General features: G+C 73.7%; 20 protein-coding genes. 6 read left to right on the forward strand and 14 right to left on the reverse strand.

Annotation, left to right across the window (positions count from 1 at the left end):
• Positions 1 to 178 precede the first annotated feature (178 nt).
• A complete protein-coding gene (locus ACSP97_RS24540; protein WP_355151742.1) occupies positions 179 to 2,797 on the forward strand; it encodes a glycosyltransferase family 1 protein in 2,619 nt (872 codons plus the stop codon).
• Here the strand turns inward: ACSP97_RS24540 and ACSP97_RS24545 are convergent.
• The 9 genes from ACSP97_RS24545 to ACSP97_RS24585 all read right to left on the reverse strand — a co-directional run bounded on the left by ACSP97_RS24545 (position 2,794) and on the right by ACSP97_RS24585 (position 12,946).
• Complete coding sequence (locus ACSP97_RS24545; RefSeq protein WP_382013196.1) at positions 2,794 to 3,159, reverse strand: hypothetical protein; 366 nt, start codon at positions 3,157 to 3,159, stop codon at positions 2,794 to 2,796. The two genes, ACSP97_RS24540 and ACSP97_RS24545, sit on opposite strands and share 4 nt — an antisense overlap.
• Complete coding sequence (locus ACSP97_RS24550; RefSeq protein ID WP_355151740.1) at positions 3,156 to 3,677, reverse strand: DUF1990 domain-containing protein; 522 nt, start codon at positions 3,675 to 3,677, stop codon at positions 3,156 to 3,158. The genes ACSP97_RS24545 and ACSP97_RS24550 overlap by 4 nt, the downstream gene beginning before the upstream one ends.
• A gap of 89 nt (positions 3,678 to 3,766) precedes the next feature.
• Positions 3,767 to 5,422 carry a M4 family metallopeptidase gene (locus ACSP97_RS24555; RefSeq protein ID WP_358273526.1) on the reverse strand — a complete coding sequence of 552 codons (1,656 nt, stop codon included), beginning with the start codon at positions 5,420 to 5,422 and terminating at the stop codon, positions 3,767 to 3,769.
• 363 nt (positions 5,423 to 5,785) lie between these two features.
• A complete protein-coding gene (locus tag ACSP97_RS24560; RefSeq protein ID WP_358273527.1) occupies positions 5,786 to 7,549 on the reverse strand; it encodes an ABC transporter ATP-binding protein in 1,764 nt (587 codons plus the stop codon).
• Positions 7,546 to 9,285, reverse strand: coding sequence for an ABC transporter ATP-binding protein (locus ACSP97_RS24565; protein ID WP_440554278.1), 1,740 nt, complete (start codon positions 9,283 to 9,285; stop codon positions 7,546 to 7,548). The genes ACSP97_RS24560 and ACSP97_RS24565 overlap by 4 nt, the downstream gene beginning before the upstream one ends.
• Before the next feature lie 114 nt (positions 9,286 to 9,399).
• Positions 9,400 to 10,041 carry a response regulator transcription factor gene (locus ACSP97_RS24570; protein WP_355151736.1) on the reverse strand — a complete coding sequence of 214 codons (642 nt, stop codon included), beginning with the start codon at positions 10,039 to 10,041 and terminating at the stop codon, positions 9,400 to 9,402.
• A complete protein-coding gene (locus ACSP97_RS24575; protein WP_440554280.1) occupies positions 10,031 to 11,281 on the reverse strand; it encodes a sensor histidine kinase in 1,251 nt (416 codons plus the stop codon). Before ACSP97_RS24575 ends, ACSP97_RS24570 begins: the two co-directional genes overlap by 11 nt.
• 25 nt (positions 11,282 to 11,306) lie before the next feature.
• The gene (locus ACSP97_RS24580) at positions 11,307 to 12,041 is read right to left on the reverse strand and encodes an ABC transporter permease (protein ID WP_355151734.1); all 735 of its coding nucleotides are present in this window, start codon (positions 12,039 to 12,041) and stop codon (positions 11,307 to 11,309) included.
• Positions 12,038 to 12,946 carry an ABC transporter ATP-binding protein gene (locus ACSP97_RS24585; RefSeq protein WP_440554282.1) on the reverse strand — a complete coding sequence of 303 codons (909 nt, stop codon included), beginning with the start codon at positions 12,944 to 12,946 and terminating at the stop codon, positions 12,038 to 12,040. The genes ACSP97_RS24580 and ACSP97_RS24585 overlap by 4 nt, the downstream gene beginning before the upstream one ends.
• Before the next feature lie 216 nt (positions 12,947 to 13,162).
• Between ACSP97_RS24585 and ACSP97_RS24590 the strand changes: the two genes are divergently transcribed.
• Genes ACSP97_RS24590 through ACSP97_RS24600 form a run of 3 tightly spaced genes read left to right on the forward strand, consistent with a single transcriptional unit; the run spans position 13,163 to position 17,389 of the window.
• Positions 13,163 to 14,944: an ABC transporter ATP-binding protein gene (locus ACSP97_RS24590; RefSeq protein WP_440554283.1), complete on the forward strand. Its 1,782-nt coding sequence runs from the start codon at positions 13,163 to 13,165 to the stop codon at positions 14,942 to 14,944.
• Positions 14,941 to 16,785: an ABC transporter ATP-binding protein gene (locus ACSP97_RS24595; RefSeq protein WP_355325463.1), complete on the forward strand. Its 1,845-nt coding sequence runs from the start codon at positions 14,941 to 14,943 to the stop codon at positions 16,783 to 16,785. Before ACSP97_RS24590 ends, ACSP97_RS24595 begins: the two co-directional genes overlap by 4 nt.
• 10 nt (positions 16,786 to 16,795) lie before the next feature.
• Positions 16,796 to 17,389 carry a GNAT family N-acetyltransferase gene (locus ACSP97_RS24600; protein ID WP_355151730.1) on the forward strand — a complete coding sequence of 198 codons (594 nt, stop codon included), beginning with the start codon at positions 16,796 to 16,798 and terminating at the stop codon, positions 17,387 to 17,389.
• Here the strand turns inward: ACSP97_RS24600 and ACSP97_RS24605 are convergent.
• From ACSP97_RS24605 to glgX, 5 genes are all read right to left on the reverse strand, one after another.
• Positions 17,322 to 18,563, reverse strand: coding sequence for a glycosyltransferase family 39 protein (locus ACSP97_RS24605; protein WP_355151729.1), 1,242 nt, complete (start codon positions 18,561 to 18,563; stop codon positions 17,322 to 17,324). The genes ACSP97_RS24600 and ACSP97_RS24605 overlap by 68 nt on opposite strands.
• Positions 18,560 to 19,363, reverse strand: coding sequence for a dolichyl-phosphate beta-glucosyltransferase (locus ACSP97_RS24610; RefSeq protein ID WP_382011292.1), 804 nt, complete (start codon positions 19,361 to 19,363; stop codon positions 18,560 to 18,562). Before ACSP97_RS24610 ends, ACSP97_RS24605 begins: the two co-directional genes overlap by 4 nt.
• A gap of 14 nt (positions 19,364 to 19,377) precedes the next feature.
• Complete coding sequence (locus ACSP97_RS24615; protein ID WP_355151728.1) at positions 19,378 to 19,845, reverse strand: hypothetical protein; 468 nt, start codon at positions 19,843 to 19,845, stop codon at positions 19,378 to 19,380.
• An 8-nt stretch (positions 19,846 to 19,853) separates the two neighbouring features.
• Positions 19,854 to 20,360, reverse strand: coding sequence for a SigE family RNA polymerase sigma factor (locus tag ACSP97_RS24620; RefSeq protein ID WP_358677789.1), 507 nt, complete (start codon positions 20,358 to 20,360; stop codon positions 19,854 to 19,856).
• A gap of 112 nt (positions 20,361 to 20,472) precedes the next feature.
• Entirely contained in the window at positions 20,473 to 22,692 is a 2,220-nt protein-coding gene (gene glgX, locus ACSP97_RS24625) for a glycogen debranching protein GlgX (protein WP_355325457.1), read from the reverse strand.
• A 208-nt stretch (positions 22,693 to 22,900) separates the two neighbouring features.
• Between glgX and ACSP97_RS24630 the strand changes: the two genes are divergently transcribed.
• Positions 22,901 to 24,121 carry a L,D-transpeptidase gene (locus tag ACSP97_RS24630; RefSeq protein ID WP_355151725.1) on the forward strand — a complete coding sequence of 407 codons (1,221 nt, stop codon included), beginning with the start codon at positions 22,901 to 22,903 and terminating at the stop codon, positions 24,119 to 24,121.
• Between the two features lie 171 nt (positions 24,122 to 24,292).
• Entirely contained in the window at positions 24,293 to 25,513 is a 1,221-nt protein-coding gene (locus ACSP97_RS24635) for a L,D-transpeptidase (protein ID WP_358273531.1), read from the forward strand.
• Positions 25,514 to 25,567 lie beyond the last annotated feature (54 nt).

The raw sequence follows: 25,567 nt of genomic DNA on the forward strand, positions 1-25,567 counted from the left end.
CGTATGTCCACCCGCAAGACCGGCCCACTTCCGCGAGTGCCCCGGCGCCGCCTCCCCACGCCCCGACACCCCCGGTGGTACGTCCCCACCGACGCCCCGGTAACCACTACCGTCGGAAGGGACGAACGAGACGTGCCCCGCCGTGCGTCTCATCCCGATAACGCGCCCGAGGTGGAATGTGAAGGCGATCCGTCGGTTCACCGTCCGTCCCGTTCTCCCCGAACCCCTCCGGCCGCTGAGCGACCTCGCGCACAATCTGCGCTGGTCCTGGCACGCGGAAACGCGCGATCTGTTCCAGTCCGTCGACCCCGAGGCATGGGCCGCGGCCGGCTGCGACCCGGTACGGCTGCTCGGCCGGGTGCGGCCCGCGCGGCTGGCCGAGCTGGCCGGGGACCGGCGGTTCCGGCGCCGGCTGAACGCCGCCGCCGACGACCTGGACGACTATCTGACCGGCGACCGCTGGTACCAGGCCCAGAACGAGGGCCTGCCCGCCGCGGTGGCCTATTTCTCCCCGGAGTTCGGCATCACGGCCGCGCTGCCCCAGTACTCCGGCGGGCTCGGCATCCTCGCCGGCGACCACCTCAAGGCGGCCAGCGACCTCGGGGTGCCGCTGATCGGGGTCGGACTGCTGTACCGGCACGGCTACTTCCGGCAGACCCTGTCCCGCGACGGCTGGCAGCAGGAGCACTACCCGGTGCTCGACCCCAACGAACTGCCCCTCACCCAGCTGAAGGAGGCCGACGGCACCTGTGCCCGGATCTCCCTCGCGCTGCCCGGCGGCCGGGCCCTGCGCGCCCGGATCTGGCTGGCCCAGGTCGGCAGGGTGCCGCTGCTGCTGCTCGACTCCGACGTGGAGGAGAACGACCTCGGCGAACGCTCCGTCACCGACCGGCTCTACGGCGGCGGCAGCGAGCACCGGCTGCTCCAGGAGATGCTGCTGGGCATAGGAGGGGTCCGCGCGGTGCGCGCGTACTGCCGGCTCACCGGGCACCCGGAGCCCGAGGTGTTCCACACCAACGAGGGGCACGCCGGCTTCCTCGGCCTGGAGCGGATCGCCGAACTGTGCGCCCGCGGGCTGGAGTTCGACGCGGCGCTGGAGGCGGTGCGGGGCGGCACGGTGTTCACCACGCACACCCCCGTCCCGGCCGGCATCGACCGCTTCGAACGGGACCTGGTCGCCCGGCACTTCGGGCCGGACGCCGAGCTGCCCGGCATCGAGACCCCGCGCATCCTCGCGCTCGGCATGGAGACCTACCCGGGCGGCGAGCCGAACCTGTTCAACATGGCCGTGATGGGGCTGCGGCTGGCCCAGCGCGCCAACGGGGTGTCGCTGCTGCACGGCCGGGTCAGCCGGGAGATGTTCGCCGGACTCTGGCCGGGATTCGACGCCGAGGAGGTGCCGATCACCTCCGTGACCAACGGGGTGCACGCGCCCACCTGGGTGGCCCCGGAGGTGCTGCGGCTCGGCGCCCGGCAGATCGGCACCCAGCGGGCCGAGGACGCGCTGAGCGTCGGCGGTTCCGAGCGCTGGGACGCGGCGGCGGACATCCCGGACCAGGACGTCTGGGAGCTGCGCCGCACGCTGCGCGAACAGCTGGTGCTGGAGGTACGGGAGCGGCTGCGCGCCTCCTGGCGGCAACGCGGGGCGGGCAACGCCGAGCTGGGCTGGATCGACGGCGTGCTCGACCCGGACGTGCTCACGATCGGCTTCGCCCGGCGCGTGCCGTCGTACAAACGGCTCACCCTGATGCTCCGCGACCGCGACCGGCTGCGGGCGCTGCTGCTGCACCCGGAGCGGCCGGTGCAGATCGTGGTGGCGGGCAAGGCGCACCCGGCCGACGACGGGGGCAAGCGCCTCGTCCAGGAGCTGGTCCGGTTCGCCGACGACCCGGAGGTGCGCCACCGGATCGTCTTCCTGCCCGACTACGGCATGGCGATGGCGCAGAAGCTCTACCCGGGCTGCGACGTCTGGCTGAACAACCCGCTGCGCCCGCTGGAGGCCTGCGGCACCTCCGGGATGAAGGCGGCGCTCAACGGCTGTCTGAACCTCTCGGTGCGCGACGGCTGGTGGGACGAGTGGTTCCGGCCGGACTTCGGCTGGGCCATCCCGACCGCCGACGGCCCCGGCACGGACCCGGAGCGGCGCGACGACATCGAGGCGGCGGCCCTGTACGACCTGCTGGAGCAGCGGATCACCCCGCGCTTCTACGAGCGCGGCCGGGGCGGGCTGCCGGACCGCTGGATCCAGATGGTCCGCCAGACCCTCACCCTGCTCGGCCCCAAGGTGCTGGCCGGCCGCATGGTCCGGGAGTACGTGGACCGGCTCTACACCCCGGCCGCCCGCTCGCACCGCGCGCTGACCCCGGACGCCGCGCGGGAGCTGGCCGGGTGGAAGGCGCGGGTGCGGGAGGCCTGGCACGGGGTGAGCGTCGACCACGTGGAGACCACCGAGACCACGGCCACGGCCGAACTGGGCACGACGCTGGGTCTGCGGGTCCGGGTCGCCCTCGGGGGGCTGACCCCCGACGACGTGGAGGTGCAGGCGGTGTCCGGGCGGGTGGACGCGCAGGACCGCATCACCGACGCCACCGTCGTCCCGCTGAAACCGGCCGGCACCCCCGACCTGGAGGGCCGCCACCTCTACGAGGGCCCCCTCGCCCTCGACCGCACCGGCCCCTACGGCTACACGGTCCGCATCCTGCCCACCCACCGCCTGCTGGCCTCCGGTGCGGAACTGGGCCTGGTGGCCCTGCCGTCGGACGAACTGGTGGAGCAGACGGGGGTGTTGCTGCGCTAGGGAAGCCAGGGAAGGGTCCGGCACGACGTGATCAGCCGCGCGAGGCCCGAGCAGTCGTCCCCGCCGGCCGGGTCGGGGGCGTACAGCCAGTAGGTGGTCGTCAGGGTCGCGAGGGTCAGCAGCACGGCGGCCACCACGGACGGCAGCGCGAGTCCGCGGCGTTCGCTCCGGGGCAGTCGGGCGAACGCCGGCAGGGCGCCGAGCGCGCAGGCGAGACCGGCCCAGGAAGTGAGGTACATCCGGATGGACGGGCCGACGTAGGCGCAGTCCCGGTAGCTGTCGGAGCCGAAGGAGAGGTGCGCCGCCAGCAGGGCGGCCGAGAGGAGCGTCAGCAGGAGGACCGGCAGCGCGCGCCGGGTCACTCCTCCGTCAGTCCCTCGCACAGCCTGCGCAGGGCCGTGCCGCAGCGGCGGGCGTAGGCGTGTTGCAGGCCCCGGGTGGCGGGGCCGCCGGCCCTGGCGTACCAGCTGGCGGGTTTGCTGAACGCGGCGACGGTCAGCCAGACCGTGCCGTCGCCGGTGCGGTCGACGACGAAGGCCTCCTCGCCGCACTCGGGGTGGCCGTCGAGGGTGCCGTAGCCCCAGCCGGCGCGGCGCGGCTCCTCGGTGGTCCAGATGATCCGGCAGGGGGCCCTGACCAGGCCGGCCAGGGAGACCGTGACGTCCACGCCGGGGGCGGCGCGGTCGGCGGCGGCGGTTATGCCGACGCCCATCGCGCGGTGCATCTCCCAGGTGAGGACCGCCTCGGCGGCCCGGTCGAAGACCTTTCGGCCCTCGCCGAGGCGGGCGCGCGCCAGCAAGGGGCGGTAGCCGGGCGGGCAGAAGGTCAGGTCGTCGCGGGTGGCTCCGACCGGTTCGTAGGTGAAGGGTGCCGAGGACATGGGGCCCAAGAGTAGGGCGGCACCCGGAGGAGATCCGCTCCGGGTGCCGCCCTCTTCACCGTCCTGCCCTCGTCACCGCCGCGCGGGGGTCAGTTGACGTTGACCGCCGACCAGGCCGCCGCCACCGCCTTGTACTCGGCGCTGGAGGAGCCGTACAGGGCGGACGCCGCGGACAGCGTGCCCGTGCGGGCCGACTTGTAGTTGGTGGTCGACGTGAAGTACGTCGTCAGCGCCTTGTACCAGATCTGCAGCGCCTTGTCCCGGCCGATGCCGGTGACCGTGGAGCCGTTGTAGGTCGGGGAGTTGTACGACACTCCGTTGACCGTCTTCGCGCCGCTGCCCTCGGACAGCAGGTAGAAGAAGTGGTTGGCGACGCCGGACGAGTAGTGGACGTCCAGGTTGCCGACGGAGGAGGACCAGTAGTCCGCCGAGCCGCCGTCCTTGCTGGGCTTGTCCATGTAGCGCAGCGGGGTGCCGTCGCCGTTGATGTTGATCTTCTCGCCGATGAGGTAGTCGCCCTTGTCGGTCGAGTTGTTGGCGTAGAACTCCACGCCGGTGCCGAAGATGTCCGAGGTGGCCTCGTTCAGGCCGCCGGACTCGCCGCTGTAGTTGAGGCCCGCGGTGTTGGAGGTGACACCGTGGCTCATCTCGTGGCCGGCCACGTCCAGCGCGGTCAGCGGGTGGTTGTTCCCGGAGCCGTCGCCGTACGTCATGCAGAAGCAGCTGTCGTCCCAGAACGCGTTCACGTACGAGTTGCCGTAGTGGACGCGGGAGTAGGCGCCGACACCGTTGTTCTTGATGCCGTTGCGGCCGAAGGTGTTCTTGTAGAAGTCCCAGGTCTCCTGGGCGCCGTAGGCGGCGTCCGCGGCGGCCGTCTGGTCCGTCGAGGAGCTGGAGGCGGCGCCGGTGCCCCACACGTTGTCGGCGTCGGTGAACAGCGTGCCCTTGCCGGACGTCTTGTGCGCCAGGTTGTAGGTGCTGTGGCCGCCGCGGGTGGCGTCGGTGAGCTGGTACGTCGAGCCCGACAGGGTGGTGTCGAGGTTGACGGTGCCGGAGTAGAGGGTCTTGCCCGTGCCGGTCGCGTTCTCGATGCCCTGGTACTCGAAGAGCTTCTTGCCGGTGGCGGCGTCGGTGATGACGTGCAGCTGGTTCGGGGTGCCGTCGTCCTGGAGGCCGCCGACGACGGTCTCGTAGGCGAGGACGGGCGTGCCGGAGCCGGCCCAGATCACCTTGCGGGCGCCGTCCGCGGTGGACTGCGCGGAGCCGAGGGTCTTGGCGGCGGACACGGCCTGCTTCTCGGCCTTGGCCGGGGTGAGCTTGGGCGTGAGCGAGGCCACCTTGATGGTCGCCTTGTTCGCCTTGGTGACGCCCTCGGTCTTGCCGGTCTTGGACGTGTGGACGACCAGGTCGCCACCGAGGACCGGCAGGCCCGCGTAGGTGCGCTCGTAGCGGGTGTGGACCGTGCCGTCGAGGTCCTTGACGACGTCCTTGACGACCAGCTTCTCCTTGGCGCCGAGACCTATCTGCTGCGCGGTCTCGGGGGCGTCGGCCTGCGCCTGCTTGATCAGCGACGTGTGGGCCGAGGCGGACAGCATCGCCGGGGCGGCGGCCGGCACCTTGGCGGCGGCCGGGGCGGGGGTGGCCGAGGCGCTCGTGGCCATACCGGCGGAGATCAGGGCTCCGGCGGCGACGGCGGTGGCGATGGCGAGGGTGGTGCGCTTGTGACGCGCGTAGAGGGGGCTCACGCAAGCTCCTTCTCGTGGGGGAGACCGGTCAGCGTGGGGTTACTGGCCGGGAAGTATTTCGCTGTGAAGCTGCTGTGCTGCTTGCGGCGTGGAGAGAGAGTGACATCAAGGGCGCGTACATGTCATGACCCTGAAGTGATGTTGGCTGGAAGTCGACCGTCCAGTAAACGTTGCGGGCGTGTGAACAGGGGTACTCCGAGGGGTTCGCTTCCCTCAATGACCTTGAATTACCAGGGCTTTGGGGAGTGGTTCACAGGAACGTCAGGTTCCGGCAGTCTTGCGCCTCCCCGTCAGGCGTGGCCGAAAGCCGTTCTCGGGAAGTTCCTCGTTGTTGGCCGAGTTGTTGGCCGATTCGCCCACCGGTCATGGCCGGAGGGCGTCCCCGTGCCACGTCCGCCACAGCGCCGCGTAGGCGCCGCCGGCCGCCACCAGCTCCTCGTGGGTCCCCAGTTCGGTCAGCCGGCCCCCCTCCATCACCGCCACCCGGTCCGCGTCGTGCGCGGTGTGCAGGCGATGCGCCACGGCGATGACGGTCCGGCCGCGCAGCACGGCGGCGAGGGCGCGCTCGGTGTGCCGGGCCGTCGTCGGGTCCAACAGGGCGGTCGCCTCGTCCAGGATCAGCGTGTGCGGGTCGGCCAGCACCACGCGGGCCAGCGCCAGTTGCTGCGCCTGGGAGCCGTCGGTCGGGTGGCCCCCGGCGCCGAGGCGGGTGCCGAGCCCCTCGGGCAGCTCACCGACCCAGCCGTCGGCGCCCACGGCCGCGAGCGCCGCCCACAACCGCTCGTCCGTGGCGTCCGGTTCGGCGATGCGCAGGTTGTCCCGGACGGTGCCCAGGAACACATGGTGCTCCTGGGTGACCAGGACGACCTGGCGGCGCAGCAGCTCCGGGGACAGCCCGGCGACCGGCACCCCGCCCACCGTCACCGTGCCGCACCCGGGCCGGTCGACGCCCGCGATCAGCCGGCTCAGCGTGGTCTTCCCGGCGCCCGACGGGCCCACCACGGCGAGGCGTTCACCGGGGCGCACGGCCAGGTCCACCCCGCGCAGCACCTCGTCGCCGTGCTCGTAGGCGTAGCGCACACCGCGCACCTCGATCCGGTCGTCCACGGGCCTCGCGCCGTCGCCGTCCGCCGCGCCGCCGGGCGCCGGGGCCAGCCCCTCCACCCGGGCGAACGAGGCACCGCTGGACTGCATCTGCTCCACCCGCATCAGGATCTGGTCCAACGGCTCCACCAGCTGGCGCAGATACAGCGCCGCCGCCACCACCGCGCCGACCCCGACCGCGCCCCGCGTGTACAGCCAGCCGCCGAGCAGCAGCACGCCGACCGTCGGGACGGTGTACGTCGTCTCGACCGCCGGGAAGAACACCGTGCGCAGGAACAGCGTGTACAGCCGGGCCCGCCGGGACCGGTCGAGGGCGTCCCGGCTCGCCGCGATCCGCCGCCCGGCGAGACCGAACGCCTCGACGGTACGGGCGCCCTCGGCCGTCGTCGCGATGATCTCCGCGACCGCGGATCCTGCCGCGCCCTCGGCGAGATAGCCGTCCCGGGCCCGCCGCAGGTACCAGCGCAGCACCAGCCAGATCGGGGTCAGCCCGAGCACCCCGAACGCACCGAGCAGCGGATCGAGGGCGAACACCGCGCCCAGCACGAACAGCGCCTGCACGCTGTTCACCAGCAGCTCCGGGCCCGCGTCCCGCAGGGTGTCGCCGACGGCCGTCACATCCGCCGTGCCGCGCGCGGTCAGATCGCCGGTGCCGGCCCGCTCCACCACGGCGGCGGGCAGCGCCAGCACCCGGTCGACGTACCCCTCGCGCACCCGCGCCAGCGTCCGCTCGCCGAACCGGTAGCCCGCCCGGCGCGCCCAGCGGGCCAGCACCAGCTGGGCCAGCGCGCACAGCAGGATCCACAGGGCCAGCCGGTCCACCGCGCCGACCCCGCGCCCGGCCCGCACCTCGTCGACGATCCGGCCGACCAGCCACGGCCCGGCGAGCCCCGCGGCCGCGGCGAGCACGTTCAGTGACAGCGTCCCGGCGAACGCCCCCCGATCGGCCCGCACCAACCGCGCCACCGCCCGCCGCACCTGCGCCCGCCCGGCGACCGGCAGCAGCGTCTCGTCCGTGGTCATGGGGTGGTCGCCTCCGTGCCGGTGATGCCTGTGTCGCGGGCCACCAGGGCGCGGTAGCCCGGTTCTTCGGCCAGCAGCCGCCGGTGCGGGCCGCTCGCGACGACCTTGCCGTCGGCCAGGAACACCACGGTGTCCGCCTGGTCGAGTACGAGTGGGGAGGTGCTGGTGACCAGGGTGGTGCGGCCGTCCCGGGCCGCGCGCAGGCGCCCGGCCACCGTCGCCTCGGTGTGCGCGTCCAGCGCGGAGGTCGGCTCGACGGCCAGCAGCACCTCGGGATCGGCCAGCAGCGCCCGCACCAGCCGCAGCCGTTGCCGCTGCCCGCCGGACAGGCTGCGGCCCTGCCCGGAGACCACCGAGTCCAGACCGTCGGGCAGCGCGCGCACGACATCCTCCGCGGCGGCCGTGTGCACCGCCCGGCGCAGGCCGTCACCGGTCACCTCCCCGCCCTCGCCGGCCAGGCGCCCCGTGGCCAGCATGTCGCGCAGCGGTCCGGCGAAGAGGTACGCCTCGTGGTCCGCGACCAGGATGCGATGACGCACCTCGGCCAGTGGGATCGCGTCCAGCCGGACCCCGCCCCAGGTGGCGTCGGTCGGGCCGTAGCGGCCGAGCCGGTCGACGACGGCGGTGGCGTCGGCGGGGCGGGCGGCGGCCAGTGCGGTCAGCCGGCCCGGCGCCACCCGCAACCCGGAGGCGGGGTCGTACAGTTCGGCCGGTCCCGCGGGCGCGGGCAGCGTGCCCTCGTCCGGGTCGGGTGCCAGCCGCAGCAGCCCCACGACACGACGCGCGGCGACCACGCCCCGGTTGAGGTCGTAGGCCATCTCCACGAAGAACGTCACCGGACCCACCAGCACCGCGACATAGCCGTACACGGCGACCAGCTGGCCCACGCTCAGCTCGCCCTGGGCCGTCATCCGGGCCGCCAGCCAGGCGACGACGGCGAGGAACAGGGTGGGCAGGCCCACGGCGAGCGCCTGTACCCAGCTGGCCACCGCGCCCACCCGGTAGCCCTGGTCGAGCAGCCGCCGCGAGTCCGCGCGGAAGGCGTCCGCGACCAGCCCCTTGCCGCCGAGGCCGCCCAGCACCCGCAGCCCGCCCGCGAGATCGGCGATCCGGGCGGTGAGCACGGCCTGCCGCTCCCGGTACTCGCTCTCCACGCCCTGCAACCGGCGCGTGAGCGGGCCGGTGACCAGGGCGAGCACCGGCAGACCGAGCAGCACCACCAGGGCGAGCAGCGGGGACACCGTCACCAGCAGCCCGGCCACCACCCCGTAGAAGACGAGCGAGCCGACGCCCGGCCCGACCATGGTCAGCGCGTCCGAGACGGACTTCACGTCGCCGACGCCGATCGTCACCACCTCGCCGGCCCCGGTCCGGTCGGACAGCGCGGCGCCCAGCCGCACCACATGCCCCACGACCACCTTCGCCGTACGGAAACCGGCGTCCATGCGCAGCCGGGTCATCGTCCGGTGCCGCAGGATGCTCAGCCAGGCGGTCACCGCCCCCACCGCGAGCATCACCCCGGCCCACCCGGCCAGCGCCCCCAGCCGCCCGGGCACCAGAGCGCCGTCCACCGCCCGTTGCATCAGGTACGGCTGCGCGGCCAGCAGCGTCATCCACACGATGCCGAGGACCGCCCCGGCCGCCGCCCGCCCCGGCTGCCGCGCCACCAGCCACCACAGGTACCACCAGCCACCGCGCGTGTCGGGCGTCCCCGGATCCTCGTACGCGTCGACCATCCGACCCCCCGCTCGCCTGGGACCTTCCGGGAGATGCCGACGGTAGTGGGGGCGACGGCGGCGGATCCATCGAATAAGCGCGCCGCTTGCGGGCCCTGGCCCAAACGAGAGGCCCTAGCCGAGGATCCCCCGGTCGTACGCCACCGCCACCGCCGCCGCGCGGTCGTTGACGCCCAGCTTGGCGTACAGGTGGGTCAGGTGGGTCTTGACCGTGGCCTCGCTGATGAAGAGCTCGCGGGCGATCTCGCGGTTGGCGGTGCCCTTGGCGACCAGGGCGAGGACCTCGCGCTCGCGGGCGGACAGCGGCTCGTTGCCGGGGGCGGGGGCGCGGACCGCCCGCACCAGCCGGGAGGCGATGGCGGGGGAGAGCACCGTACGGCCCTCGGCGGCGGCGCGCACCGCGGTGAACAGCTCCTCGCGCGGGGCGTCCTTGAGGAGGTAGCCGGTGGCGCCCGCCTCGATCGCGGGCAGGGTGTCGGAATCGGTGTCGTACGTGGTGAGGACCAGCACCTTGGCGCGGGCGCCGCGCCGGGTCAGCTCGCGGATCGCGGCCACGCCGGAGCCGCCCGGCATGCGCAGGTCCATCAAGACGACGTCGGGGTCCAGTTCCGCCGCCCGGGCCACCCCCTCCGGGCCGCTCGCGGCCTCGCCGAGCACCCGGAAGCCGGGCGCCGACTCGAACATGCCCCGCAGCCCGTCGCGGACCACCGGGTGGTCGTCGACGATCAGCAGCGTGATGAGGGATTCACTGGTCATCGCGGACCAACGGTACGCGAGCCGACACCGCCGTGCCGTGCCCCGGTTCCGACTCCACGGTGAGCGTGCCCGCGATCCGCTCGGCGCGCGCCCGCATGCCGTCCAGGCCGAAGCCGCCGGCCCGGGTGCGGGCGGGGACGGCGGCCGGGTCGAAGCCGATGCCGTCGTCGCGGATGTCCAGGCTGACCTCGTCGCCCATGAACGACAGGGTGAGGCCGAGACGGCTCGCGCGGGCGTGCCGGGCCGCGTTGGACAGTGCCTCCTGCGCGATCCGCAGCAGCGTCGCCGAGACCTCCTCGTGCAGCGTCTCGGCGGTGCCGGTGACGGTGAACTCGGCCCGCACACCGGTGCGTTCGCCCCACTCGGCGACCGTCTTGTGCAGCGCCTCGGGCAGCCCGGCGGCGGCCAGCTCGACCGGGGCCAGATTGTGCACCGAGCGCCGGGCCTCGCCCAGGCTGTGCCGGGCCAGCGCGGCGGCGCTCTCCAGATGGGTGCGGGCGGTGGCCAGGTCGGGGGCCCCGGCCACCACTTGGAGCTGGGCGATGATGCCGGTCAGGCCCTGCGCGATGGTGTCGTGGATCTCGGCGGCGAGCCGCCGCCGCTCGTCCGCGACGCCCGCCTCCCGGGCCTGCACCAGCAACTGGGCGTGCAGTGCGGCGTTCTCGTCCAGCGCCCGCTGCAACGCCGCGTTGGTGCGCTCCAGCTCGCCGATGGTGTCGGCCTGCACCATGGCATGCTCCTGCTCCTGCCGGGCGTACCGGGTGAACACGCTGACCATGCCCATGTTGACGGCGAGGACGAGGAAGAAGCCGAGCCACAGGACCAGCCCGTGCGGCGGCCAGCCGCCGATCTCGCTGCCCGACATGGTGACGGCGGTCAGGAACAGGCCGGGCAGCACCAGGCGGCGGGGCAGGTCGAGGCCGGCGGTGTAGTAGCCGGTCACCGCGTAGAAGGCGAAGAACGGGTTGGCCCAGGTCAGCAGAAAGCCGATGGCCCAGCGCAGGGCGTAGAGGCACACGCCCGTCCGGCTCGGGGCCGGCTGTTTTCGCCTCACCCACGCCCAGCACCCCTGGAGCACGACGGCCGCGGGCACCAGCACCACCGACACGATCGCCCCGGTGCGGTCCATGCCGGTCACCCGGGCGGACATGGCCGCCGCGACGACGCTGACGCCCAGCAGCGCCCAGGGCCCCCAGTTGTTGAAGGAGACCCGTGGCTGCTGTCGAGCGGTGTTCGTCATGTCCACAGTGTCGGCCACCCCACGTTCACTCCCAGCGGAACCAGCGGGCCGCGGCCGCCGTCAGCAGCACCGCCCAGGCCGCGAGCACACCGAGGTGCCCCCAGCCGGGCCAGTCCCCGGCCGCCGCCTCGCCCAGCGCACGGGCCGCCGCCCCGAACGGGGTGAGTTCCACCACGCGCGCCAGTGTGCGCGGCATCTCCTGCACCGGCAGCCACACGCCCGCGCAGAACATCATCGGGAAGAACACCGCCGTGCCGATCGCGCCCGCGATCTTCGTGGTCCGGGACAGCGCCGAGACGACGGAGCCGAGGGCGAGCGCCGACGCGGTCGCCAGCAGCAGGGCCAGCAGATACCCGGCCGGCCGGGCGGGCAGCCGCACGTCGAAGGCGAGCCGGCCGACGACCAGTGCGAGCAGCGCCGAGGCCAGCGCCACCGTGCCCGTCATGACCATCTGCGCGGACAGCAGCACGGCGGGCCGCACCGGGGTGAGCCGCATCCGGCGCAGGATCCCCCGCTCCCGGTGGCCGGTCAGCACCTGCGGCAGCGACTGCACCCCGGACATGATCAGGGCGATCAGCACCGCGATCGGCACGTAGGCGTCGACCGGCCGCAGCCCGCCCAGGGACGTGTCCGCCTCCCGGAAGGAGGGGATCGAGCCGAGGATCACCAGCAGCAGCGTCGGGAACAGGAAGATCCAGAACACGGCACCGGGCTCCCGGCGAAACAGCCGGAACTCCGTGCGCAGGACGGCGGTGTTCATGCCGTGGCCTCCTTGGTCAGGTCGAGGAACGCGTCGTCGAGCGTGGCGTCGGTGACGCGCAGCTCGTGGGCGGTGACGTGGTGGCGGACGAGCAGGGTGACGACCGCGTTCACGGTCTCGTCCGTGCCCGACAGGGTGATCCGGCCGTCCTTGCGGGCGATCGAGGCGACGGCCGGCAGGGCGGCGAGGTCGTGGTCGTCCAGCGGGGCCGAGGGGGTGAAGCTGATGACGGTGGCGCCCGCCGAGCGGCGGATGAGCCCGGCCGGGGTGTCCAGCGCGGCGACCCGCCCCTTGTCGAGCACCGCGATCCGGTCGCACAGCCGCTGCGCCTCCTCCATGAAATGGGTGACGAGCAGCACGGTGACCCCGCTCGCGCGGACGTCCTCGATCAGCTGCCAGGTGTCCCGGCGGGCGCGCGGGTCGAGGCCGGTGGTCAGCTCGTCCAGCACGACGACCCGCGGGTTCCCGATGAGCGCCAGCGCGATGAACAGGCGCTGGCGCTGACCGCCGGACAGCTTGGCGAACCGGGTGCCGAGCCGGGCGGTGAGCCCGAGGCGTTCGGCGAGCGGCCGCCAGTCGGCCGGGTCCGGGTAGAACGACGCGTACAGCTCCAGCGCCTCGCGCACGGTCAGCTTCGGTTGCAGCTCGCTCTGCTGGAGCTGGGCGCCGAGCAGGCGGGCGACCCGCTCGTGGTCCGCCATGGGATCGAACCCGGCGACCCGGACCCGGCCGGCGTCGGGCTCTCGCAGCCCCTCCACGCACTCGACGGTGGTGGTCTTGCCCGCGCCGTTCGGGCCGAGGATCCCGAAGATCTCGCCCTCCTCGACGGCGAAGGAGACCCCGTCGACCACGGCGCGGCCGGCGTACGACTTGCGCAGATCGGTGACTTCGATGACGGATGGCATGCTCCGAGGCTCCCGCGCGGCCCGTGTGCGCGGCATCGGCCGGCCCGCTGGAACCGGCATCGGCCGATCGGATGATGCGGCCTACGACCCCTTGGGCATCTCGTTCGGATCAGGCCGGGCTCGCGGGCCCCGGCGCGGTCTTAGGACCAGCGGCCGAGCCGGGTCCGGCCAAAACTCGGTGGGCGAGGCCGGGGCCGGTCCGTACGCTCGCCTGTGATGCCCACGACACGTTCAACCACCCAGGACCGCTCCGCCGTCCGCACCCTGCTGCGGCTGTGGCCGTATGTGCGGCCCGTGCGCGCCCGGCTGTGCACGGCCGCCTTCGTGGCGGTCGTCGCCTCCTGTACGGGGCTGGTGATCCCGCTCGTCCTCAAGTGGATGGTGGACGGCCCGGTGGCCGACCGGGACCCGGCCGGGGTCTGGCTCGGCGCGCTGTACCTGCTGCTGCTCGGGATCGCCGAGGCCGTGCTGTTCGGTGTCCGGCGCTGGCTGGTGGCCCGGCCGCTGTCGCGGGTCGAGGCGGACATGCGCTCCTCGCTCTACCGGCACCTGCAACGGCTGCCGGTCGCCTTCCACGACCGCTGGGCCTCCGGCCAGTTGCTGTCGCGCGGCACCACCGACCTGATGCTGCTGCGCATGTTCCTCGCCTTCCCGCTGACCTTCCTGCTGGTCAACGGCGTCACGATCCTCGTCGGCGTGGCCATCATGCTCGCCCAGGACTGGGTGCTCGGGCTGGTCGTGCTCGGGCCCGCCGTGCCGGTGCTGTGGACGTGCGTGGTCTTCGAGGGGCGGTACGCGCGGGCGGCCAGACGGGCGCAGGACCAGGTGGGCGACCTGACCACGCTGGTCGAGGAGAGCGTGCTCGGCATCCGCATCGTCAAGGGGTTCGGGCGGCACCGCGCCCAGACCCGGGCGTTCTCCGCCCTCTCCGGCGAACTGCGCGGGACCGAACTGCACAAGGCGCGGCTGCTGGCCACGATCTGGGGGGTCATCGTCACGCTGCCCGAGCTGGCGATCGGGGCGGCACTGGTGCTGGGCGTGGTCCGGGTCGCCGACGGGGGACTGTCGGCGGGGACGCTGGTGGCGTTCCTCAGCACGGCGCTCGCGCTGCGCTGGCCGGTCGACTCCATCGGGTTCCTGCTGGCGATGAGCCAGGAGGCCGCGACCGCCACCGAGCGGTACTTCGAGGCGATGGACGAGGAACCCGAGGACCGGCCGGCCCCGGCCGAGACCAGTGGCCGGGGCCGGCCGGGCGACGGGCTGCGCTTCGAGGGCGTCCGGTTCCGCTACCCCGACGCGCCCCCCGACTCCCCGCCCCTGCTGACCGGCATCGACCTCCACATCCGCCCCGGCGAGTCCATGGCCCTGGTCGGCGCCACCGGCAGCGGCAAGACCACGCTCACCTCCCTCGTCCCCCGCCTGCACGAGATCACCTCGGGCCGGATCACCCTGAACGGCGTCGACATCACCGAGATGCCCCGCGAGGAGCTGCGGAAGAAGGTCGCCGTGGCCTTCGAGGAACCGACCCTGTTCTCCACGACCGTCGGCGAGAACGTCCTGATGGGCGCCCCGGAGGGCACCGGCGAGGCCGAGCTCGACCGTGCCCTCGCCATCGCGCAGGCCGACTTCGCGCACGCCCTCCCGCAGGGCACCGGCACCCGGGTCGGCGAGCAGGGCCTGAGCCTGTCCGGCGGCCAGCGCCAGCGGCTCGCGCTGGCCCGCGCGGTCGTCGGCCGGCCCGAGTTCCTGGTGCTGGACGACCCGCTGTCCGCCCTGGACGTGCACACCGAGGCCGCCGTGGAGGCCGCGCTGCGCCGGGTGCTCGCCGACACCACCGCGCTGATCGTGGCCCACCGCCCCTCCACCGTGCTGCTCGCCGACCGGGTCGCCCTGCTGTCCGGCGGCCGCATCGCCGCCGTCGGCACCCACCAGGAACTGCTGCGCGGCAACGCCGAGTACGCCCACCTCATGTCCGGGGAACAGGAGGACTCCCGTTGACCGCCCCCACCCCCGCGAACACCACCGCGCCCCCCGACGGCCGGGACGGCGACGACCCCTTCGACCGGGACGTCCTGCCCACCCCGCCCGGCGCCACGGCCGCCCTGCTGCGCTCCCTGCTCGCCCCGATGCGGGCCCGCGTCGCCCTCACCTGCGCCCTCCTGCTGCTCCAGCAGGCGGCGGTGCAGGCGGGCCCGCTGCTGGTGGCGTACGCCATCGACCGCGCCGTACCGGCGTTCCGCGACCACCGGCACGGGCCGCTGATCGCGGTGGGCGCCGGCTATCTGCTGTGCGCCCTGGTCTCCGGCGGACTCCAGGTCGCGTTCGTCCAGACCTCCGCCCGGGTCAGCCAGGACGTGCTGCTCGACCTGCGCGGACGCATCTTCCGGCACGCGCAGGCGCTGAGCGTCGACTTCCACGAGCGGTACACCTCCGGGCGGCTGATCTCCCGCTCCACCACGGACGTCGAGTCCCTGCGCGAACTCCTGGAGGAGGGGCTCCAGGAACTGGTCACGGTGGTGCTGTCGTTCGTCTACATCGCGGCCACGCTGCTCTGGCTGGACCTCGGGCTCGGCGCGGTCGCGGTGGCCTCCTTCGTGCCGCTGTACTTCCTGGTCCGGCTCTACCAGCGGCGCGCGGGGCGGGTGTTCCGGGTGCGCTCCACGGCGATCGCGGCGGTGATCGTGAAGTTCGTGGAGACGATGAACGGCATCCGGCCGGTGCGCGCGTTCCGCCGGGAGGCGGCCAACGACGCCGAGTTCGCGGTGCTCAACCGCCGGCACGAACGGGCCAACGGCGACTCGCTGCTGGAGATGGCCCGCTATGTGGTGGGCTCCCGGCTGGTGGCCAACACGGCGGTCGCGGGGATCGTGCTCTGGGGCGCCTACCGGGTGGCCGACGGCACGCTGGAGCTGGGCGTGCTGGCGGCGGCCGTGCTGTACCTGCGCCGGCTGTACGACCCGATCGACCGGCTCGGGATGTTCCTGAACTCCTACCAGTCGGCCGCCGCCTCCCTGGAGAAGATCGCGGGCCTGCTGGCGCAGACGCCGTCGGTGCCCGAGCCCCGCGAGCCGCGCGAACTCCCGGCGGTGGCGCGGGACTTCCCGGGCCGCGAGGTGGTCTTCGAGGGGGTCCGCTTCGCCTACCGCACCGGCGGCGAGGTGCTGCCCCGCTTCGACCTGACCCTCCCGGCCGGGCAGACGGTGGCCGTCGTCGGCTCCACGGGCGCGGGCAAGTCCACGCTGGCCAAGCTGCTCGCCCGCTTCTACGACCCCACCGAGGGGCGGGTGCTGCTGGACGGGGTGGACCTGCGCGACCTGCCCACGGCCGAGCTGCGGCGCGGGGTGGTGATGGTGACCCAGGAGGCGTTCCTGTTCTCCGGCACGGTCGCCGACAACATCGCGATCGGCCGCCCGGACGCGAGCCGTGCGGAGATCGAGCGGGCCGCGAAGGTCATCGGCGCCCACGAGTTCATCAGCGCCCTGCCCGACGGCTACGACACCGACGTCCGCAAGCGCGGCGGCCGCATCTCCGCCGGCCAGCGCCAACTGGTCGCGTTCGCCCGCGCGTTGCTCGCCGACCCGGCCGTGCTGATCCTGGACGAGGCCACCAGCTCCCTCGACATCCCCGGGGAACGGGCCGTGCAGCGCGCGATGTCCACGGTGCTGCGCGGCCGTACCGCCGTCGTCATCGCGCACCGCCTGTCCACCGTCGAGATCGCCGACCGCGTCCTGGTGATGGCCGAGGGCCGGATCATCGAGGACGGCCGCCCCGCCGAACTCGTCGCGGGCACCGGGAACTTCGCGGGCCTGCACAAGGCCTGGCGGGACAGCCTGGCCTGAGCGGAACCCCGTGACCGACACCCCGCTCTGGCCGAGCGCCACCCCCGTACCGACGGCCCGCCTGTGCCTCGAACCGCTGCGGGTGGGGCACGCCCGCGAGGCCGTCGCCGTCCTCGACGACGTACGCCTGCACGAGTGGACCGGCGGAACGCCGTGCACCCTCGACGAGCTGGCGGCGAAGTACCGGCGGCAGTCGGCCGGGCGGTCCCCGGACGGCCGGCACGGCTGGCTGAACTGGATGCTGCGGCGGCTCGCCGACGGGCGGCTCGTCGGCACCGTCCAGGCCACCCTCTCCCGCCCCGAATGGGGCGGCCTCGAGGCCGAACTCGCCTGGGTGATCGGCGTCCCCCACCAGGGCCGGGGCTACGGCGGCGAAGGAGCCCTGGCCATGGCCGGCCGGCTGCGCGACCACGGAGTGGCCGCACTGACCGCACACATCCACCCCGGGCACCGGGCGTCGGCCGGCATCGCCCGGGCGCTCGGGCTGCGCCCGACGGACCGGGTGGACGAGGGCGAGGTGCTGTGGCGGGGCCCGGTCACGGCACTCCCAGCTCGAACAGCGCGTACCCCGCGTACGAGCCGGAGGCCAGCGCCGCCACCGTGAGCAGGGTGCACAGCACGGGCAGGGACAGCCGGCGCAGGGCCGCCGCGAGCGGCAGGAACAGGGGGAAGCAGGGCAGCAGATAGCGCGAGACGTTGGCGAAGATCTGCTGGCTGCCGAGGACCAGCGCGAGGGTCAGCACCGTGTACACGACCAGCACCGCCGGCGGGCGCAGCCGCAGCAGCAGCGGCAGCAGCGCGAGGGCGAGCACCACGACGGCGACCCCGATCATGTCCGCGAACGGGTACGCGAACAGATAGCCGCCGAAGTGGCCCACCGGCACCGAGGTCAGCACGTCCAGGGTCTGGCTGCCGAAGTCGAAGCTGTGCGCCCACGCGCCCGACTGGAGCTTGAAGTAGCCGCCGAGGTCGCCCATCCGGTCGCCGACCCACAGCAGATAGCCGAGCAGCCCGAGCGGGGCGACGGCCAGCGCGAGCAGCGGGCGCAGCGCCCCGTCCTCGCGGCGGCGCAGCGCCAGCAGCGCGGCCACGGCGAGCGCGGCGATCAGCGCGCCGGCCGTGGGCCGGTTCAGGCCGGCCGCGAAGGTGAGCACCCCGGCGGTGAGCCAGCGCCGGGTCAGCACGGCATGGCAGGCCCAGGCGGCCAGGGCCACGTAGAGGGAGTCGGAGTAGACCGCCCACTCCACGCCCGAGCCCGGCCACACCGCCCACAGCCCGGCCGCCGCCAGCCCGGCGCGCCGGCCGCCGAAGCGTTCCGCCACCGCGTAGACGCCGAGCGCCGCCGCGAAGGACGCGAGGACCGACACCAGGATTCCGGCGCCGTACGAGCCGAGTCCGGTCACCGCGGAGGTCAGCCGCATCAGCGCCGGGTACAGCGGGAAGAACGCCGCCGAGTTGCCCTCCAGCGTGATCAGACCGGTGGCGCCGGGCACCGGGACCAGCTTCGGGTCGTAGCCGTGCAGCGCGATCTGCTGGTACCACCAGCCGTCCCAGGTGGCCAGCACGTCCCAGGCGTGCGCGCCGCCGCCGAACCGGGGGTCCTTGGCGCGGTAGTCCCCGGCGGAGGACAGCAGGTACATGAACGAGCAGAAACCGGTCAGCTTCAGCGCCCCGAACAGGGCCAGCACCGGGCCGTGCCGGCGGGCCGCCGCCCGGAACCGGAGGCCGGGCCCGGTGACCGGGGCGAGGGGCCGCGGGCGCGGCAGGATCGCGGTCATACGCCCGCACCCGGACGGCGGCCGGCCGCGGCCAGGGTGCGCCGCATCCGGACGATGCCGCGCAGGTCGGCCAGCGCCGTGGCGAGGATGTCGACGCTGCTGTCCGGGTCGTCCACCCAGTCCACCGGCACCTCGTGGATCCTGAGCCCGGCCCGCTCGGCCAGCACCAGCAGCTCGGTGTCGAAGAACCACTCGCCGTCCCGCACCAGCGGCAGCAGCAGCTCGGCGGCCTCGCGCCGCACCGCCTTGAACCCGCACTGCGCGTCCGAGAAGCCGACGGACAGCGTGCAGCGCAGCAGCGTGTTGTAACAGCGCGAGATGACCTCGCGCTTGGGGCCGCGCACCACCCGGGCGCCGCTCGCCAGCCGGGTGCCGATGGCCAGGTCGGAGTGGCCCGATATCAGCGGGGCGACCAGCGGCAGCAGCGCCGCGAGACCGGTGGACAGATCGACGTCCAGATACGCGAGCACCGGGGCCCGCGAACCCGACCAGGCCGCCCGCAGCGCCCGGCCGCGGCCCTTCTCGGGCAGCCGCAGCGAGGTCACCTCCGCGATGTCGGAGGCCAGAGCGGCGGCGATGAGCGGGGTGCGGTCGGTGCTCGCGTTGTCGGCGATCGTGATCCGGTAGGGGTACGGGAACGTGTCCCGCAGATGGGCGTGCAGCCTGCGGACGTTCGGCGCCAGGTCCTTCTCCTCGTTGAACACCGGCACGGCCACGTCCAGCACGGGCTCGTCGTGGTGCGTGGGCAGCGGGGCGCGCCGGGGCGCCGGGGCCGGGACCCGGCCCGGTCGGAGGTTCATCAGGTGGTTCCCCGTCAACGGTGGGCGGACATGGTGGCGGTGGGCGGCGGCGCGACGCTCGTCGCGGGGCCACCCGGCGGGTACGACGTGGTCGGCGGCGAACCCGGCCGGTCGGTCGGTGTCGAACTCGGCGAGGTGCCGGGCGGGTCCGGGGGCTGCGTGGCCGGCGACGGCGTCCGGGAGACGGACGGTCCGGGTGCCGGGCTGGTGGCGGGCCCGGGCACCGGCGCGCCCGGCAGGTTCTCGGTGTGCCCGTGCGGCCACAGGAACAGCCCGAGCCCGAGCCCCGCCACCACCGCCGCCGAGCCCGCGGCCCGGTACACCGCGCGCACCCGGCGGCGGGCGCGCACGCCCGCGCGCAGCCGCTCGCGGTGCCGGGGCTCGAACGGGGCCGGCTCCAGCGTGCCGTGCATCAGCGTCGCCAGCCGCCGTTCGAATCCGTCCCCGCCGTCGATCTCGTCCACCTGACTCCCGGGCTCCATGACCCCTCTCACCCCACCGGCTCGATGACGTCCGACAGCAGTTGCCGCAGCCGGGCCACCCCGCGCGCGGCATGGGACCGGGCGGTGCCCACCGGGCAGCCCAGCGTCTGGGCGACCTGCCGGTCCGGCAGGTCCTGGTAGTAGCGCAGCACGACGGCCGCCCGCTGCCGCGGCGTCAGCCGGGCCAGCGCCGCCTCCAGCCGGGAGCGTTCCGCCACGGTCGCCGACAGATCACCGGCCGCCGCCACCTCGGGCAGCTCCTCCACCGGCCGCTCGCCCCACCAGCGCCGGCGGGCCGAGCGGGCCGCCGCCCGCGCCAGCACCGTGCGCACATACGCCTCCGGCGCCTCGTCGGCCACCCGCGGCCAGGCGAACCACAGCTTGACCAGGGCGTCCTGCAACAGGTCCTCGGCACGGTGCCGATCGCCCCCGGTGAGCAGACGGGCCAGGTGGCACAGGACCGACCAGCGGGCCGCCACGAACGCGTCGTACTCACCGGCCCGAGCCTGCTCCATTCCCACGGTCCCCGTTCTCGCCGGCGCTCTACACCAGGAGAAAGGCCCTGGACCCCCTCGCGCGCTGCACCCGGCAGGCGTGATCCGCGTCACGCACGGCCGGCGCCCGCCGTCAGACCACCCGCAGCAGCAGCACCGTCCGCCCCGGCACCGTCAGTTCCGTGCCCGCCGCGAGCACCGTACCCGGGGCACCGGCCTGCTCCTCGCGGGAGGTGTCCACCACCACCTCGTACCGTTCGGCCCACGGCGCGCCCGGCAGCACGAAGCCCGTCGGCCGCTCGCCCGCGTGCAGCACGGCGAGGAAGCTGTCGTCCGTCACCGGCGCGCCCCGCTCGTCGCGGCCCGGGATGTCCCGTCCGGAGAGGTACATGCCGAGGGTGGCGGCGGGCGCGTACCAGTCGCCCTCGGTCATCTCCGCGCCCCGCGCCGTGAACCAGGCCAGGTCCCGCAGCCCGTCCGCGCTCTGCGCCCGGCCGGAGAAGAAGGCACGGCGGCGCAGCACCGGATGCCGGTGGCGCAGCCCGATCAGCCGCACGGTGAGGTCGTACAGGGCCCGCCAGCCGGGCTCGGCCAGCAGCGACCAGTCCAGCCAGCCGGTCGGGTTGTCCTGGCAGTAGGCGTTGTTGTTACCGCCCTGGGTGCGGCCGAGTTCGTCACCGGCCACCAGCATGGGCACCCCCGTGGACAGCAGCAGGGTCGTGAGCAGGTTGCGCAGCTGGCGGCGGCGCAGGGCGCGGACCGCCTCGTCGTCGGTCTCGCCCTCCGCCCCGCAGTTCCAGGACCGGTTGTCGTCGGTGCCGTCCCGGTTGTCCTCCCCGTTGGCCTCGTTGTGCTTGCGCTCGTACGACACCAGGTCGCGCAGCGTGAAGCCGTCGTGCGCGGTGATGAAGTTGACCGAGGCGTACGGGCGCCGCCCGCCCCAGGCGTACAGGTCGCTGGAGCCGGACAGCCGGTAGCCCATCTCGCGCACGTCGGGCAGCGCGTGCCGCCAGAAGTCCCGCACCGCGTTGCGGTAGCGGTCGTTCCACTCCGCCCACAGCGGCGGGAAGGCGCCCACCTGGTAGCCGCCGGAGCCGATGTCCCAGGGCTCGGCGATGAGTTTGACCCGGCGCAGCACCGGGTCCTGGGCGATCACCGCGAGGAACGGGGAGAGCATGTCCACGTCGTGCATGGAGCGGGCCAGCGCCGCCGCCAGGTCGAAGCGGAAGCCGTCCACGCCCATCTCGGTCACCCAGTACCGCAGCGAGTCGGTGATCAGCCGCAGCACCTGGGGCCGCACCACGTGCAGGGTGTTGCCGCAGCCGGTGTAGTCGGCGTAGCGGCGGGCGTCGCCCTGGAGCCGGTAGTAGCCGCGGTTGTCGATGCCCTTCAGGGACAGCGTCGGGCCCAGCTCGCCCGCCTCCGCGGTGTGGTTGTAGACCACGTCGAGGATGACCTCGATGCCGGCCGCGTGCAGCGCGCGCACCATCCGCTTGAACTCGCCCACCTGCGCCCCGGTGGTACCGGTGGCCGCGTAGGCCGCGTGCGGGGCGAAGTAGCCGATGCTGTTGTAGCCCCAGTAGTTGCTCAGGCCCCGGCGGAGCAGGTGGTCCTCGTGCGCGAACTGGTGCACCGGCAGCAGCTCCACGGCGGTGACGCCCAGCTTCACCAGGTGCTCGACGGCGGCCGGATGGGCGAGTCCCGCGTAGGTGCCGCGCAGCTCCTCGGGGATGTCCGGGTGGAGCTTGGTGAAGCCGCGCACGTGCAGTTCGTAGATGACCGAGTCCGCCCACGGCGTCTTGGGGCGGCGGTCGTCGGACCAGTCGTCGTCATCGTGGACGACGACCCCCTTGGGGACGTACGGCGCCGAGTCCCGCTCGTCGCGCACGGTGTCGGCGACATGCTGCTCCGGCCAGTCCCGCACATGCCCGTACACCTGCGGCGGCAGCGTGAACTCGCCGTCCACCGCACGCGCGTACGGGTCCAGCAGCAGCTTCGCCGGGTTCCAGCGGGCGCCGGTCCACGGGTCCCAGCGGCCGTCCACCCGGTAGCCGTACCGCTGCCCCGGCAGCACCCCGGGCACGAAGCCGTGCCAGATCTCGTGCGTCAGCTCGGTCAGCTCGATCCGGGTCTCCCGGCCGTCCGCGTCGAACAGGCACACCCGTACCGCCTCCGCGCCCGCCGCCCACAGCGCGAAGTTGGTGCCCGCCACCCCGTCCGGACCGGTCCGGAAGCGGGCCCCCAGCGGGGTGGGCGCCCCCGGCCACACCACCGGCGCGGGCACCGCGGCACGCCGGACGCCGTTCGTGGAGGACGCCGTGGCCGGTGCCCGCTGCTCGGCTGCGCTCGTCACCTGTCGGCCCCTCTTCCCGTGGCTCGGCCCGGGAGCGGCGCGGGCCGCCGCGCCGGGCCGCCGGCCCCTTCGGCCACCCGGTGCGGCCACGGCCCGGCGGCTTCGGTGCGGGCGCGGCTTCCCTGACGTGTCGTCCTTCCCACTGTTCTGCCCACCGCATGGCTCGCACTCACGTTTCCCCGGAGCGTGCGTCGTCGTTGGGTACCGCGTGAGGCACGTAAAAGGACGCGCACGGCGCGCGGCGGGCGCACTGGCCGCCGTACTGACATGGGCTGGACTGCTGGCCGGATGCACCGCGGGCTCGGGCCCGTTGGGCCTCGGCGGTGGGTCCGGCGGAACACCGGCACCCCGGGACGCGATCCGCGTCACCCCGGACGACGGCAGCACGGCCGTCCCGCGGAGCGGGCGGCTGCGGGTGCGGGTGCCCGACGGGCGCCTGGAGAAGGTGAGGGTCGTCAAGGAGCAGGACGCGCGGGCCACCCCGGTCTCCGGGCACCTCAGCACCGACGGGCTGACCTGGCGGCCGGACGACGACCGGCTGGCGCTCGCCGCCCGATACACGGTGGACGCGGTGGCGCTGGACGCCGCGGGCCACCGCTCGGCCCGGCACACCTGGTTCACCACCTACGTCCCCGACAAGCGGTTCATCGCCTACGCCACCCCCGAGGACCGCTCCGTCGTCGGCACCGGGATGATCGTCTCCCTGGCCTTCAGCACGGACATCGTGAACAAGGCCGCCGTCGAACGCGCGGTGCGCGTGAGCGCCCGGCCCCCGGTGGAGATCCGCCCGCACTGGTTCGGCAAGAACCGGCTGGACTTCCGGCCCGAGCGGTACTGGAAGCCGGGCACCAAGGTCACCGTCGACCTGGGCCTGCGCGACGTGGAGGCCGCCAAGGGCGTCTTCGGGCTCCAGGCCAAGTCGTTCTCCTTCACCATCGGGCGCAGCCAGACCTCCTTGGTCGACGCGGCGGCGCACACCATGGAGGTGCGGCGCGACGGCCGGCTGCTCGCCACCGTCCCGATCACCGCGGGCGCCCCCGACACCCCCACCTACAACGGGAAGATGGTGGTGATGGACATGCTGGAGGAGACCCGGATGAACGGTCAGACGGTCGGCTTCGGCGGCGAGTACGACATCCCCGACGTCCCGCACGCCATGCGGCTCACCGACTCCGGCACCTTCCTGCACGGCAACTACTGGGACCCGACCGCGCCCGGCGTGTCCAATGTCAGCCACGGCTGCGTGGGTCTCAGGGACGTCCAGGGCGGCAGCTCGGACACGCCCGCCGGGTGGTTCTTCGACCGCAGCCTGATCGGTGACGTCGTCGAGATCGTCAACAGCCGGGACAAGACCGTCGACCCGGGCAACGGCCTGAGCGGCTGGAACATGACCTGGGCGGCCTGGAAGGCGGGTGCCGCGGTGAAGTGACCCCGGGGGACGGCCACGAGGCGGCGCGCGGGGGGAAAGTGCGGGTGCCGGGCGGAAGTTGCGACGGAACAGTGACCTACGCCTGACACCCCGCTCAAATCCGGGCAGTTAATATGCGCGCACCGATGTGGTGGGGAGCGGGCCGAGCAGGCCCGGCGAGGGGAGAACAACTTGAACGTGCGGCCGATATCGGGGGCGTCGGTGGCGGGGCGGCGGGGGCGCGCGGCAGGGGGGCTCATAGCCGGCGCGCTGGTGCTGTCGCTCGCGGCCTGCGGCGGCGGCAAGGACGCCGGCAAGGACAAGGGCGCCGCCGCGACCCAGCAGGGCAGGGCGTCCACCGCCGCCGTCAGCATCGCGCCCGCCGCGGGCGCCACGGACGTCGACACCAGCGGAGCGCTCAAGGTCAGCGCGGCCCGGGGCAAGCTGACCGAGGTCACCGTCAAGGACGCCAAGGGCGCGACGGTCGCCGGCGGCATCACCGGCGGCGGCACCACCTGGACGCCGTCGTCGCATCTGGCGGCCGACACCAAGTACACCGTGCACGCGGTCGCCAAGGACACCGACGGACGCGCGACCGCCAAGGACTCCAGCTTCACCACCCTCACGCCGAAGAGCACCTTCGTCGGCAACTTCACCCCGGACGACGGCTCCACCGTCGGCGTCGGGATGCCGTTCTCCGTCAACTTCACCCGGGGCATCACCCACCCGGACGCCGTGGAGAAGTCCATCAGGATCAAGACCGACCCGCCGGTGGACGTCGAGGGCCACTGGTTCGGCAACGACCGCCTGGACTTCCGCCCCGAGCACTACTGGAAGGCCGGCACCAAGGTCACCGTCGACCTCGACCTGGACGGCGTCGAGGGCCGTGACGGCGTCTACGGCAAGCAGCACAAGACCGTGAAGTTCACCATCGGCCGCAGCCAGGTCTCCGTCGTGGACGCGAGCAAGCACACGATGACGGTCACCCGGGACGGCAAGACGATCAAGACCCTCCCGGTCACCACCGGCAAGCCCGGCTACGACACCTGGAACGGCCAGATGGTCATCAGCGAGAAGCTGACCGTGACCCGGATGAACGGCGAGACGGTCGGCTACGGCGGCGAGTACGACATCAAGGACGTCCCGCACGCCATGCGCCTGACCACCTCCGGCACCTTCGCCCACGGCAACTACTGGGGCGGCGGCGCCTTCGGCAACTACAACGCCAGCCACGGCTGCATCGGCCTGCGCGACGTGAAGGGCGGCTACGACTCCTCGACCCCGGCCGCGTGGTTCTTCAACCACTCGATCATCGGCGACGTGGTGGTCGTCAAGCGCTCCCACGAGCGCACCGTGGACCCGGGCAACGGGTTCAACGGCTGGAACATGTCCTGGGCGGACTGGAAGAAGTAGGCCGCCGCGCGTGCGGGCCCGGTGCTGTGACCTACGGCACCGGGCCCGCCGCCG

The sequence above is a fragment of the Streptomyces sp. SCPE 10 genome, assembly GCF_051980735.1.
Lineage (GTDB): Bacteria > Actinomycetota > Actinomycetes > Streptomycetales > Streptomycetaceae > Streptomyces > Streptomyces misionensis.